General features: G+C 62.7%; 11 protein-coding genes. 1 reads left to right on the forward strand and 10 read right to left on the reverse strand.

Annotated features, from left to right (window positions below):
* Positions 1 to 4: 4 nt before the first annotated feature.
* The 10 genes from BUA42_RS03085 to BUA42_RS03130 form a co-directional block, all read right to left on the reverse strand.
* Positions 5 to 1,528: an ABC transporter ATP-binding protein gene (locus BUA42_RS03085; protein WP_072776210.1), complete on the reverse strand. Its 1,524-nt coding sequence runs from the start codon at positions 1,526 to 1,528 to the stop codon at positions 5 to 7.
* Entirely contained in the window at positions 1,495 to 2,436 is a 942-nt protein-coding gene (gene xdhC, locus BUA42_RS03090) for a xanthine dehydrogenase accessory protein XdhC (protein ID WP_072776211.1), read from the reverse strand. Before xdhC ends, BUA42_RS03085 begins: the two co-directional genes overlap by 34 nt.
* On the reverse strand, positions 2,426 to 4,840 hold the full coding sequence (gene xdhB, locus BUA42_RS03095) for a xanthine dehydrogenase molybdopterin binding subunit (protein WP_072776212.1): 2,415 nt from the start codon (positions 4,838 to 4,840) through the stop codon (positions 2,426 to 2,428). Before xdhB ends, xdhC begins: the two co-directional genes overlap by 11 nt.
* The gene (locus BUA42_RS03100; protein WP_072776213.1) at positions 4,837 to 6,180 is read right to left on the reverse strand and encodes a xanthine dehydrogenase small subunit; all 1,344 of its coding nucleotides are present in this window, start codon (positions 6,178 to 6,180) and stop codon (positions 4,837 to 4,839) included. The genes xdhB and BUA42_RS03100 overlap by 4 nt, the downstream gene beginning before the upstream one ends.
* Positions 6,181 to 6,348: 168 nt before the next feature.
* Positions 6,349 to 6,816: an SRPBCC domain-containing protein gene (locus BUA42_RS03105; RefSeq protein ID WP_072776214.1), complete on the reverse strand. Its 468-nt coding sequence runs from the start codon at positions 6,814 to 6,816 to the stop codon at positions 6,349 to 6,351.
* Positions 6,813 to 7,295 (reverse strand): SRPBCC family protein, encoded by a 483-nt coding sequence (locus BUA42_RS03110; RefSeq protein WP_072776215.1) that lies wholly within the window; start codon positions 7,293 to 7,295, stop codon positions 6,813 to 6,815. The genes BUA42_RS03105 and BUA42_RS03110 overlap by 4 nt, the downstream gene beginning before the upstream one ends.
* A complete protein-coding gene (locus BUA42_RS03115) occupies positions 7,292 to 7,753 on the reverse strand; it encodes an SRPBCC domain-containing protein (protein WP_072776216.1) in 462 nt (153 codons plus the stop codon). Before BUA42_RS03115 ends, BUA42_RS03110 begins: the two co-directional genes overlap by 4 nt.
* Positions 7,750 to 8,079, reverse strand: a complete 330-nt coding sequence (locus BUA42_RS03120) for an ArsR/SmtB family transcription factor (RefSeq protein WP_072776217.1) — start codon at positions 8,077 to 8,079, stop codon at positions 7,750 to 7,752. Before BUA42_RS03120 ends, BUA42_RS03115 begins: the two co-directional genes overlap by 4 nt.
* 68 nt (positions 8,080 to 8,147) lie before the next feature.
* Entirely contained in the window at positions 8,148 to 8,810 is a 663-nt protein-coding gene (locus BUA42_RS03125; protein ID WP_072776218.1) for a hypothetical protein, read from the reverse strand.
* Positions 8,807 to 9,307, reverse strand: coding sequence for a hypothetical protein (locus BUA42_RS03130; RefSeq protein ID WP_143152602.1), 501 nt, complete (start codon positions 9,305 to 9,307; stop codon positions 8,807 to 8,809). The genes BUA42_RS03125 and BUA42_RS03130 overlap by 4 nt, the downstream gene beginning before the upstream one ends.
* A 165-nt stretch (positions 9,308 to 9,472) precedes the next feature.
* Here BUA42_RS03130 and dnaE point away from each other — a divergent pair, with 165 nt between their 5' ends.
* Positions 9,473 to 13,027 (forward strand): DNA polymerase III subunit alpha, encoded by a 3,555-nt coding sequence (dnaE, locus tag BUA42_RS03135; RefSeq protein WP_072776712.1) that lies wholly within the window; start codon positions 9,473 to 9,475, stop codon positions 13,025 to 13,027.
* The last annotated feature ends 8 nt before the right edge of the window (positions 13,028 to 13,035 follow it).

Consider the following 13,035-nt stretch of genomic DNA (forward strand, 5'->3'; position numbering starts at 1 on the left):
GGGCTTATTCCGCGACATGGGCGACCTCCATGTCATGCGCGCCGCCCATCATCAGGCCGATCTCCTCGATATTGAGCTGCGCGACCGGTTTCAGCGCGGACAACCGCCCCTCGTTCAGCGCCCCGAACCGATCCGCGATCTCCATCAATTCGTCGAGATCCTGACTGATTACGAGGATCGCCGCGCCCTTCGCTGCGAGGTCCAGAAGCGCCTGCCGGATGGCGGCTGCCGCCGCCGCGTCCACGCCCCAGGTCGGTTGGTTCACGACAAGGACGTCCGGGTCCTGCGCCACCTCGCGCCCGATGACGAATTTCTGCAGGTTCCCGCCTGACAGCGCCCGCGCCGCCACATGGGTCCCCGGCGTGCGCACGTCGAACCGCGAGATGACATCAGCCGCGAAACGCTCCGCGCGTTTCCAGTTGATAAACCCGTTCGACACCAGCCGCTGCCGCCGACCGGCCGTCATCACAGCGTTTTCGGTCAGGCTCATATCCGGCGCGGCGGCATGGCCCAGACGTTCCTCCGGCGCACACAGAAAGCCGACGGCGCGGCGCGCGATCGGTCCATCGCGGCTCACATCCGCGCCCTTGACCCAGATCGTTCCCTTGTCGGCCTTTCGTTCTCCCGAAAGTGCCAGCAGCAACTCATCCTGTCCGTTCCCGGCCACACCGCCGAAACCCAGCACCTCGCCCGCGCGCAGTTCGAAACTGATGCCCCTGAGCGGCGTGCCAAATGCGCCCGGCGCAGGCAGGGTGAGGTTATCGACACGAAGCAAAACCTCGCCCGGTGTCGTTGTCTTGGGCGCAGGCGACGCAAAACTCGCCCCGACCATCATTTCGGCCATCTCGCGCGCCGTGGTTTCCGATGGCGTGCAGGTCGCCACCTTCTTGCCCAGCCGCAGGATGGTCGCGTGATCGCACAGGGCGCGGATTTCTTCGAGTTTGTGGCTGATATAAAGGATCGCCGTGCCTTCGGCTTTCAGCTTGCGCAGCGTCTCGAACAGGATCTCGACCTCCTGTGGCGTCAGAACAGAGGTCGGCTCGTCCATGATCAGCAACTTGGGATCCTGCAGAAGGCAGCGAATGATTTCAACGCGTTGCCGTTCTCCGGCAGAAAGTGTTCCGACCGTGCGCGCGGGGTCCAGGGGGAGTCCGTAGGTCTCTGACACTTCCCGGATCTGCCGTGCCAGATCACGCGGCTTGGGCGGGTTTTCCATCCCCAGAGCCACGTTCTCGGCCACGTCGAGTGCATCGAAAAGCGAGAAATGCTGGAACACCATCGCCACACCCGCGGCCCGCGCCGCGCTTGGCTCAGACGGAGCATAGGGCGCACCGCGCAGCTCCATCGACCCGCTGTCGGGCTTGACCAACCCGTAGATCATTTTGACGAGCGTCGACTTGCCCGCGCCGTTCTCACCCAGCAACGCGTGAATTTCGCCTTCGCGAATGTCGAATGACACATCGTCATTGGCGACAACGCCGGGATACGCTTTGGTCAGGCCTGAGAGGCGAAGGAGGTCTTTGGCCAATGGGCACCTGTGTTGGTCTTCGACAGCGACAGTAGTTGCGAGGCAACCCCGACCGCAATCGCCTGAGGATGTTTTCCGAGCGATTTTTGCCCAATCGGACAGCATATGCGCGCGATTTGCGCATCGGAATGGCCCATCGTTCGGAGGCGCGACCGGAATCGCGCCCATTTCGTGTCCGATCCAATCAGCCCCGAAAATCCGAAGCCGTGACGCAAAAGCGCGTCGCACAGGCTCAGGTCAAGGGTATGGGAATAGGTCACGATGATATGGGCGGCGTCCTTCGGTGCGAGACTTACAACGCGCAACGGGTCTCGGGCGGGCAGGGCGTTCACGGTGTCGGGAACCGTTTCAGGGAACCGGTTCGGCGCTGTGTCGATCCACGTGATCTCGCAATCGGGCAATGGCTCAAGCATACCGACCAGCGCCCGGCCCACATGACCCGCGCCCCATATCCAGACAGGTCGCCTTGGCGTCGCCATGGGTTCCACGAACCAGCCCTGTACCATCCTCGGGCGCAAGTCGACACCCTGATTGCGCGCGCAGGTCAGCATGCGTTTGACAGCCAGAGGCATATCACCCGGCCCCCGCGCGTATAATGTGTCTGCGTCAAGTGACGCCAAAGCATCGGCATCGAACTGTTCGGACAGAAGCGTGACCGCCCCTCCGCAGCACTGCCCGAGTTCCGGTCCAAGCGGGTGCCTCGAAAACCCGTCGCGCACAAAGGCCTGTTCCGCGGCCTGATACTCCAACGCACCACCGCCGATGGTGCCGGATTGACCGCCGTCCCAGACCAGCATCGCCGCGCCGACCTCGCGCGGGGATGACCCCGCGACGTCAGCAATCACCACGCGGGCCACGCGCCCGTGCTCGGTCACCGCCACGCGCAGGGCTGCCAGATCAAATGCCATCCCGAACCCTTTCGATGGCAGCCAAAAGCCGCTCTGGCGTCGCGGGTGCGTCGAGCGCCGGATAGCTGTCTCCGCAGGCCGCAATGGCGTCCGACAAGGCCAGAAAGACCGATATCCCCAGCATGAAAGGCGGCTCACCAACCGCTTTGGAGCGATAGATCGTGTCCTCGCGATTGCGCCCGTCCCAGAGTGCCAAGTTGAAGACGTCCGGCCGGTCCGAGCAGGCGGGGATCTTGTAAGTGGACGGGGCATGCGTCCGCAGCCGCCCTGTGTCGTCCCAGACCAATTCCTCAGTCGTGAGCCAGCCCGCACCCTGCACGAAACCGCCCTCGATCTGGCCGATATCGATGGCCGGGTTCAAAGACGATCCCGCATCGTGGAGGATGTCGGTCCGCAAAACGCGATACTCACCGGTCAGGGTGTCGACGGCCACTTCGCTGACCGCCGCGCCATAGGCGAAATAGTAGAAGGGACGCCCCTGACCCTTGATCCGGTCCCAACTGAGTTTCGGGGTTTTGTAAAACCCTGTCGCCGACAGGCTCACGCGCGCCTGATAGGCGATCTGCGCGGCCTCGGCGAAGCTGTAGGTCTCGCCGCCCACGGTCACATTGCCATCGGCGAACTGTACGTCCGCAGCTGCGCACTGATGCAGTTCCGCCAGATGTTCGGCCATTCGGTCCCGGATCGTGTCGCAGGCCGCCTTGACAGCCATGCCGTTCAGGTCCGAACCGGAGGAGGCCGCCGTGGCGGAGGTGTTGGGCACTTTGCCGGTATCGGTCGCGGTGATTTTCACCATCTCCAGCGGCACGCCGAACCGATCCGCTGCCACCTGCGCCACCTTCTGGAACAATCCTTGCCCCATCTCGGTGCCGCCGTGGTTCATGTGGATCGATCCGTCCTGGTACACGTGCACCAGTGCACCCGCCTGGTTGAGATGCGTGAGCGTGAAGGAAATCCCGAACTTGACCGGAGAAAAGGCGAGACCCTTCTTGATGACCGGGTTCTCGTCATTCCATGCCGCCACGGCCTCGCGCCGTGTCTCGTACTCGGCTTCGGTCAGCAGTCGCTCGGTCATCTCATGTAGGATGAAATCCTCGACCACCTGCCCGTATGGCGTCGTCTGCGATGCCGCCGCAGGCTTGGCGTCAGTGCCTTCGACCAGTTCTTCCGACCCGCGAGAGACAATGTCGCCTTCGGTCTTCTCTGTTTCCGAAATACCTCGGGGGGGCGCCTCAGGCGCGGGGGGCTGGCCCCCCTCGACCTCTGCCGCGTAAAAATTCGCTCGCCGCACGGCGACAGGGTCCATCCCAAGCTCGTGCGCGATGTGATCCATCACCCGCTCGATCCCGAGCATCCCCTGCGGCCCGCCAAAACCGCGAAACGCCGTGGCGCTTTGGGTATTGGTCTTGAGGCGATGGCTCTCAATGCGCACATGGGGTAGGTGGTAGGCATTATCCGCATGCAGCATCGCGCGGTCCGCGACCGGCAGAGACAGGTCCTGCGCCCAACCGCAGCGAGCGTATTGCTCAAACTCGATCCCCTTGATCACACCATCGTCGTCAAAGCCGATGCGGTAGGCGATCCGGAAATCATGCCGCTTGCCGGTGATCATGAAATCGTCGTCCCGGTCATAGCGCATCTTCACCGGTTTTCCGGTCGCAGCCGCAACAACCGCGCAGGCGATGGCCAGCGCGTTGCCTTGGCTCTCCTTGCCGCCGAAGCCGCCGCCCATGCGGCGCGTTTCCACCCGCACCGCATGCATCGGCAGGTGCAACGCATGCGCGACCTTGTGCTGGATCTCGGTTGGATGCTGGGTCGAGGCGTGGACGACCATGTCGCCGCCTTCCTGTGGCAGCGCCATGGCGCATTGACCTTCGAGATAGAAATGCTCCTGCCCGCCGATCTCCATCTCGCCGCTCAAATGACGCGGGGCGGTGTCGATGGCCTCGCCGGGATCACCCTTCTCCCAAATTCTTGGCCCGTCCTCGAAGCGACTATCCACCGCCATGGCCTCGTCGATCGTCAGGATCGCGTCGCGTTCGGTGTAGGTGATCTTGCCCAAGCGCGCCGCCTTGCGCGCCGCAAGATGCGAGGTTGCCGCGACAAGGAAAATTGGCTGGCCAAGGTAGTGGATCGTCGCCCCGGACAGCAACGGTTCGTCATGCGCCGACGGAGAGCAGTCGCAGTCGGATGGCAGGTCTTTCGCCTCCCACAAACCAACCACACCGCGGGCAGAGCGCACAGCCGCAAGGTCGATCTCAGCCACACGTCCGGCTGCAATCGTGCTCAACCCAAAAGCCAGATGCAGCGTCCCGCGCGGCGTTGGAATGTCATCGACATAACGCGCGGCGCCGGTCACATGCAGGCGCGCGGCGTCGTGGGGGAGCGGCTTTTGCACGCTCATGCCGACACCTTCAGCACGCTCGTCGTCGCGCCCTGATCCTCTAGCCAAACCCGCAAGAGCATGTTCTCCGCCGTCTGGAGCCGGTAGTCGGCACTCGCACGCATGTCGCTGAGAGGCGTGAAATCCTCGGCCATCCTGGCCATTGCAGACCGCACCGTCTCCTCGGTCCATGCCTGACCGATCAGCGCCTCTTCCACCGCCGACGCCCGCTTTGGCACACCGGCCATCCCGCCGAACGCGATACGCGCGTCGGAGACTTTTCCGTCGGATCGTGCGATGTTGAACGCCCCGCAGACGGCCGAGATGTCCTGATCGAACCGCTTCGACAGTTTGTAGACCTTCAACCGGTCCGCCTGCCGTGGGAATGAAACGCCCGTGACCAGTTCGCCCGGCGCGCGGTCCTGCTTGCCGTATTCGAGGAAGAAGTCCTCCAGCGGCATCTCGCGGACGTCCGCACCTTTGCGCAGATGCAAAGTCGCGCCCAAAGCGATGAGCGCGGGTGGGTTATCCCCGATGGGCGAGCCGTTGGCGATGTTGCCGCCAATCGTCGCCGCCGCGCGCACCTGCGCCGAGCCATAGCGGCGGATCATCTCGGCGTAGTCGGGGTGCAGGTCCCTGACGGTCTCCATCACCCGATCCATCGTTACGCCAGCGCCAAAATGTACGGTTTCATCCGTGACGGTGATCTCTTGCAATTCCGCGCAGCGATTGAGGAAGATCACATCCGAGGGATCAAACATGTTCTTTGTGACCCAAAGCCCCACATCGGTCGCCCCGGCGATCAGGGTCGCGTCCGGCGTCGCCGCATAGGCCTCGGCCAATGCGTCCAGCGTTATCGGCGCTGGGCCATCGGCCGCGTCACCCATCCAATCGGGTACAGGCGCGTCCGCAGCTGCCTCGGCCGCGCGGACAATCGGTGCATAACCGGTACAGCGGCACAGGTTGCCAGCCAGCGCATCGTCATGCCCCGAGTCGCCATTCTTATGCGCCATTGCCATCTGAACAACAAAACCCGGCGTGCAGAACCCGCATTGCGAACCGTGATGCTTGACCATCGCCTCCTGCACCGGGTGCAACGCACCGTCCGGCCCGCTAATCCCCTCGACCGTGCGCACGGCGCAGCCTTCAAGCTGCGGCAGAAACAGAATGCACGCATTCAGCCCTTTTGAGCCCCTTGCGTCGGTGACCATCACCGTGCACGCGCCGCAATCGCCCTCGTTGCAGCCCTCTTTGGTTCCGGTCAGGCCACGCTCTTCGCGCAACCAATCCAGCAGCGTCACCGTCGGCGACACATCGCGCAGTTCCACGCTCTCTCCGTTCAGAAGAAAGGTGACATCCATGTGAAAAACCTGCCGCCTTACCAAGCCACCCGTTATGTGCGCGCCCTCGATGCGGCGTAGAAAGCGCGCGGGTTTTCCCTGTTTCGGTGAAAAGGCTAGGCAGGCGGGCGGGGGTTTGGCAAGTCAAATCTGCCGGTTTTCACGCCACGGCCCGGCACGGTGCCCGTTTCAGAGGCGCGCCGTCAGTTCGTCCAACTGCCGCAACGTGGTGCCCCAACCGTCGTGGAAGCCCATCTTTTCGTGCTCCGCCTTTTTGGCCGCGTCACTGTGCATGACAGCCGCGGAATACAACGTCCCGCCGTCCTTTGGGATCAGCCGGACATCTGCGGTCATGAAGGCAGGCTCGGGTGTCGGACGAAAGCCGGTCAGGCACCCGTCGGTAAAGACGAGGCGGCTGTGAGGTTCAGCCAGAAGAAAACAGCCGTCGTTTTCCATGAGCGTCCCGTCGGGCAACTTCATGACGTTGAACGCCCGCCCGCCGGGGCGCAGATCGTTCTCTACTTCGGTCACCTCGACCGGTGGCGGCACGAACCACTGTTTGAAAAGCTCCGGCTCTTCCCAGCAGCGCCAGATCGTCTCAGGCGCGGCCTTCATCAGCCGTTCGGTCTTGAGATCGGTGTCCGCATTGAAGCTCATGCCGCAGTCTCTTTCAGGACCTTGTCCATCATGTCCATGAGCCAGTTCCACCCGTTCTTGCGGCTTTCCAAACCGTCCGAGCCGTCCAGTTGCGTGATTTGTTCGGTGTAGGTCAGCCGCGTTCCGCCACCCGCATCCTCGAACGTCACCGTGGCGAGCGACGCTGAATGGATTTTGCCGTTCATCGCCATTGTGTAAGCATAAATGATCCGCGCGCGGTCCTCGATTTCAAGGTACACGGTCTCGTTGCTATGCTCGCCCGCCATCGGCGTATGGTCTGTGGCCTCCATTTTCCATCCGCCGCGTTCCCACCCTCCGACGCGGAAATCACTGTTGTAGTGAACCGTTTTCCACTCCGGCCCGTCGTGATCGACGAACCAGGCGCGTTTCAAAGTTGGGTCCGCCCAGGCCGCCCAGACATGGTCGCGGCAGGCGGCAATCTCGCGGGTCAACGAGAAGCTGTCATGTTGCGGTGTCATGCGAAAGCATCCGCTTTGATGAACCGTTCCAACCGGTCCAACCCGCTGTTCCAGCCCTGCTGGAAGTCGTCGAGCATGTCGCCATCCGTCAGCGGCGCGAGGCCCACATCGATGGTCAGTTTCGTGCCATTGCCTTCGGCGGTGAGTGCATAGGTCACCAGCGTCACCGCGAACCGGGTGCCGCCCGCGCTGATTGTCTCGGTGAAACAGGCGAGGTCCGGGGCGGCCAAATGATACCAATGCGTATCCACCACGAAATCGGGATTGTCCGCCGGGCCGCAGCGGTGCCGTTCCTGACCGCCTTCGCGCAGGTCGGCGGTTTCCAGAACCAGCACTGCGTCGTCAGAGGGTGCGCCCCACATTTCGCGCGCCTTGGGTTCGGTCAGCAACGACCACAACCTGTCGGGTGGCGCAGCAATGGTGCGGGTCAGTTGAAAATGAGCGCCAGACTGGGTCATTGCGGTTTCCTTTCAAGAGCTTCTGCAAGGGATTGCAGGCGATCCAGCCGACCCTCCCAGAGTTTGCGTTGACGGCTCAACCAATCCTCCGCCGCACGCATCGGTGCGGCCTCGATATGAATCATCCGCGTCCGCCCGGTTTTCTGCGAGGTCACAAGCCCCGCATCTTCAAGCTTGCGCAAATGCTTCATGAACGACGGCAGCGCCATGTCATGCGTTTCGTGCAGATCACTGACAGAGGCCGGACCGTCGAGCAGACGTTCGATGACGGCTCTGCGGGTCGGATCGGCCATCGCGGCGAAGACGGTGTCAAGTTGGTTAGCCATGTGGCTAAGTAAATGCATCTTCAGAACGCGGTCAAGCAAAAACTTAGCCATTTGGATAAGTTTCTACGCTACACGCCGAACAGATACACCGCCAAAGGCACCGGCAGCACGGCAATCGCCACGGTCAGAAGAAACTTCCAGACCCCGAAAACCCCGCTCAATCCCGCGACGAACGATAGCCCGCCGCCGCCCCCGATCAGCGCGTTGCCCGGCGCGTTGATGAGCAGCGCAAGCGCCACATAGCGATACCGCGCCAACCCGCGCAGAGCGGGCTGGTTGACCGAGTCAATCAGCATCTGAGGGCGCTCCTCGCGCGGCGTGGCGCAAAGCGTTTCCAGAAACGCGGCAAACCGCTCAAGCCGTAACCGCTGCAGCATCCGCGCCGTCGCCTCCAGCGAGGCCAGACGGCCGGCTCCGTAGGCCAGCATCAGGCTCAGGATCGTGGCGAGATAGATCAAAGGCGCCATCTGCGCGCCGAACACCGTGAGGAGCGTCATCCCGATTTCCGCGCCGGGCACGAAGGGCAGGGAGGTCAGGATCACATAGCTCAGAAGCCCCAGCAGGATCATCCGGTGCATCCACGCCTCATTGTGCGGCATGATCTCGATCCCGAGGCGTTGCTTCACCCAGGCCGAGAAATAGACCGCCACCAGTATAACGGCGATCACCACGGCCAACCTGAGCGCAAGACCGACGTAGTAGCGCCAGTCAGAAGACGTCGTGATTGTCATCCGGCGGTCAGTATCTCTGCGGGGGACTCCGACAAGTTGCCTCTGAATTCGAGCACCTGTTCGGTGTCCCAGTACCACCGCTTCGACGTCCATGTCACGGTGCCCTGTACGCTGTCCCCGCGCACAGCGCCGCGCCAGACCATCGTCGTGCTCTTGGTCGGGCAGTATGCCTCTACGATGAAGGCCGTGCCTCCGTCGACTTCGCGCGTCAGATACGCGCTGGGCGGATAGTTGCAGCGGTCCTCGCATTCGCGCGACATGAACAGGCCGTCGCTGAATTGCACGTAATCCTTAAACTCGGGCGGCTTACCCTGCAGCCCCATCACGGTGTCGAACCGCAGACCATCAAGCGCTCCTTGCCCAGCCGGATCGCTGAGCGGCAGCACCACCTCCCGCGGCGTCGCCTGCGCGTGATCCACATCCGAAGGCACCAGCAGGATCGCGGTGGTGACACCACCAAGGCACAGAACGGCAAGCGCCGCGAGGATCCATCGCATGAGCATGCTCCTTTGCAATGAGACTAAAGCGAAAGCATCCAAGTGGATAGGGTGACGCGCGGGTCAATTCGTCCGTTCGCCTTCCGACGTCCAAGTGCGGAAAAAACGTGCCGCCCGTCCATATCTTGGGTTTCGCCCGTGCGTGCCCCTGCATATCCTGTGCTCATGTCTGATCCCCGATTCATCCATCTCCGCGTCCACTCTGAGTATTCCCTGCTGGAAGGGGCGGTGCGGTTGAAGAAACTGCCGGGCCTCTGCGCGGACAAGGGCATGCCCGCCGTCGCGCTGACCGACACCAATAATCTCTTCGCGGCACTCGAATTCTCGGTTGGTGCGTCCGGTGCGGGCATCCAGCCCATCATCGGGTGTCAGGTCGATCTGCGTGTATCCGATCCAACCCCGGGCGAACGCGCCAAATCGCCCGCGCCGGTGGTTCTTCTTGCGCAGTCCGAGACCGGGTACGAGCACCTGATGAAGCTCAACTCGTGCCTGTATTTGCGCCGCGACGGGGAGCTGCCGCATGTCACGCTGGACGAGCTTGCGCAGCACAGCGCGGATGTGATCTGCCTGACCGGCGGTCCGGACGGCGCCGTGGGGCGTCTTCTGCAACAAGGTAATCGCGGCGAAGCCGAAGCGGTGATGCACCGTCTGGCGGAGATGTTCGGCGACCGGCTTTATGTCGAGCTGCAACGCCACCCCGGTGACAGCGGCCTTCCGGAAAACGAACGCCAGACCGAGCGGCCGTTCATCGAAATGGCCTATGCCATGAACCTGCCGCTGGTGGCCACCAACGATGTCTACTTCCCGAAGTCCGATATGTACGAAGCGCACGATGCGCTGATCTGTATCGCCGAGGGCGCTTATGTGGACCAGCAGGAACCACGCCGTCGCCTGACGCCGCAGCATTACTTCAAAAGCCCGCACGAAATGGCGACCCTCTTTGCCGACCTGCCCGAGGCGATTGAGAACACCGTCGAAATCGCCCGCCGCTGCGCCTTCATGGCCTATCGCCGCGATCCGATCCTGCCGAAATTCGCCGATGACGAGGTTGAAGAATTGCGCCGTCAGGCCAAGGCCGGCCTGAAGGAACGGCTTGCGGTGATCCCGCATGCCGCGCCGGTCAAGGAATACGAAGACCGTCTCGAATTCGAACTTGGCGTGATCGAGGGCATGGGTTTTCCCGGGTATTTCCTGATCGTTGCCGACTTCATCAAATGGGCCAAGGATCACGACATCCCGGTCGGCCCCGGGCGCGGCTCCGGTGCTGGCAGTCTCGTGGCCTATGCGCTCACCATCACCGACCTCGATCCGCTGCGCTATCAGCTGCTGTTCGAACGGTTCCTCAACCCCGAACGGGTGTCGATGCCCGACTTCGATATCGACTTCTGCATGGACCGCCGCGAAGAGGTGATCCGCTACGTGCAAGAGAAATACGGCCACGACAAGGTGGGCCAGATCATCACCTTCGGCGCGCTGCTGTCGAAGGCCGCTGTGCGCGATGTGGGCCGCGTGTTGCAGATGCCATATGGTCAGGTCGACCGGTTGTCGAAGATGATCCCGGTGGAAGGGGTCAAACCCGTCTCCATCGAAAAGGCGCTGAAGGACGAACCGCGCCTGCGCGAAGCCGCGCGCGAGGAAGAGGTCGTGGATCGCCTTCTGACCTATGGCCAGCAGGTTGAGGGCCTGTTGCGCAACGCCTCGACCCACGCCGCAGGGGTGGTTATTGGGGACCGCCCTCTGGATGAGCTTGTGCCGCTCTATCAGGATCCGCGTTCCGAGATGCCCGCGACCCAGTTCAACATGAAATGGGTGGAACAGGCGGGCCTCGTCAAATTTGACTTCCTCGGTCTCAAGACCCTGACGGTTATCCAATACGCGCTCGACATGATCGCCAAGTCAGGTCGTCCGCTGCACCTCGCCGCCGACGGGACCGAGCTCTATGACCCGGCAGAGGGCGCCGAGAACGATATCGGGCACATCCCGCTGGACGATGAGGCCACCTACATGCTCTACGCCGCCGCCAAGACGGTCGCGGTGTTCCAGGTGGAAAGCTCGGGCATGATGGACGCGCTCAAGCGCATGAAGCCCACCTGTATCGAAGATATCGTGGCCCTTGTGGCGCTCTATCGCCCCGGCCCGATGGAGAACATCCCGACCTATTGCGAGGTCAAGAACGGGCTGCGCGAACGGGAATCTGTGCACCCGCTGATCGACCACATCCTTGAAGAGACGCAAGGCATCATCGTCTACCAGGAGCAGGTGATGCAGATCGCGCAGGTCATGGCGGGTTACAGTCTTGGCGGCGCGGACCTCTTGCGCCGCGCAATGGGCAAGAAGATCAAGGAGGCGATGGACGCCGAGCGCCCCAAGTTCGAAAAAGGCGCGGCAGAGAACGGTGTCGAACCGGCGAAAGCGAAAGAGGTGTTCGACCTTCTGGAGAAATTCGCCAATTACGGTTTCAACAAATCTCACGCCGCAGCCTACGCCGTGGTCAGTTACCAGACGGCCTGGCTCAAGGCGAACCATCCGGTCGAATTCATGGCCGGGGTGATGAACTGCGATATTCACCTGACGGACAAGCTCGCGGTCTATTTCGAGGAAGTTAAGAAAGGTCTGGGCCTGCCTTGGGTGCCACCCTGCGTCAACCGCTCGCAGGCGATGTTCGACGTGGTGGACGGCCAGCTTGTCTATGCGCTCGGCGCGTTGAAAAACGTTGGTGTCGAGGCGATGAAGCTCGTCACCGAGGCGCGGAAAGCTCCTCAGCCCAACCGGGCGTCGTCGTCCGGCAAGAGCTCTGACCAGAGCGATGAGCGTCCGTTCGCAACGCTGTTCGATTTCGCCCGCCGCGTGGACCTCAAGCGTGTTGGCAAGCGCCCGTTGGAAATGCTGGCGCGCTCCGGTGCTTTTGACCAGCTTGATCCAAACCGCCGCCGCGTCTTCGAAAGCCTCGACGCGCTGGTTGCCTATTCCGCTGCGATCCACGACCAGCGCGCCTCGGCGCAGGTGTCGCTCTTTGGCGAAGCGGGCGACGACCTGCCCGAGCCGCGTCTGTCTCCGGTCAGCGACTGGCTGCCCGCCGAACGGCTCTCGGAAGAGTTCACCGCGGTCGGCTTCTACCTCTCTGGCCACCCGCTCGATGACTACATGACCGCGCTCAAGCGCAAGGGTGCCATGACACTCGACGATGTACTTGCCAAGGCGCAGGGCGGGCCGTGCGTTGTCAAGATGGCGGGCGTTGTGGCGGGACGTCAGGAGCGCAAATCGGCGCGCGGCAACCGTTTTGCTTTCGCGCAGCTCAGCGATCCAACTGGCGCTTACGAGGTCACGCTTTTCTCGGACACACTGGAGGCCGCGCGCGACCATCTGGAAACCGGATCGAAGGTGATGGTGACCGCCGAAGCCACGCTTGAATCCGATCAGCTGAAACTCCTCGGCCGCTCGGTCGCTCCGGTGGATATCGCGGTCGCTGATGCGGTCAGCATGGGACTGCGCATCTTCGTCGATGAACCCGAGGTCGTTCCACAGGTCGCGTCCGTCCTGGCGCGCGCGGCGGACCAGCTGCCGAAGGCGGGCAGGGGGCCCATCCGCATTTGTTGCCTCAACGCGCCCGGGCTTCCGGGCGAAGTCGATGTCGCGCTGTCACAGGAGTTCCCCGTGACGCCCGAGATCAAGGGCGCCATCAAATCGCTTGGCGGCGTGATGGACGTGGAAGAGCTGTAGCCCGCCTA

This window comes from Marivita hallyeonensis (assembly GCF_900129875.1).
In the GTDB taxonomy this organism is placed as follows: domain Bacteria; phylum Pseudomonadota; class Alphaproteobacteria; order Rhodobacterales; family Rhodobacteraceae; genus Marivita; species Marivita hallyeonensis.

Coding starts and splice junctions, on each gene's coding strand:
- xdhC (WP_072776211.1), bottom strand. CDS start 2,436: ATGGCATTTGATCTGGCAGCCCTGCGCGTGGCGGTGACCGAGCACGGG.
- xdhB (WP_072776212.1), bottom strand. CDS start 4,840: ATGAGCGTGCAAAAGCCGCTCCCCCACGACGCCGCGCGCCTGCATGTG.
- BUA42_RS03100 (WP_072776213.1), bottom strand. CDS start 6,180: ATGGATGTCACCTTTCTTCTGAACGGAGAGAGCGTGGAACTGCGCGAT.
- BUA42_RS03105 (WP_072776214.1), bottom strand. CDS start 6,816: ATGAGCTTCAATGCGGACACCGATCTCAAGACCGAACGGCTGATGAAG.
- BUA42_RS03110 (WP_072776215.1), bottom strand. CDS start 7,295: ATGACACCGCAACATGACAGCTTCTCGTTGACCCGCGAGATTGCCGCC.
- BUA42_RS03115 (WP_072776216.1), bottom strand. CDS start 7,753: ATGACCCAGTCTGGCGCTCATTTTCAACTGACCCGCACCATTGCTGCG.
- BUA42_RS03120 (WP_072776217.1), bottom strand. CDS start 8,079: ATGGCTAACCAACTTGACACCGTCTTCGCCGCGATGGCCGATCCGACC.
- BUA42_RS03125 (WP_072776218.1), bottom strand. CDS start 8,810: ATGACAATCACGACGTCTTCTGACTGGCGCTACTACGTCGGTCTTGCG.
- BUA42_RS03130 (WP_143152602.1), bottom strand. CDS start 9,307: ATGCGATGGATCCTCGCGGCGCTTGCCGTTCTGTGCCTTGGTGGTGTC.
- dnaE (WP_072776712.1), top strand. CDS start 9,473: ATGTCTGATCCCCGATTCATCCATCTCCGCGTCCACTCTGAGTATTCC.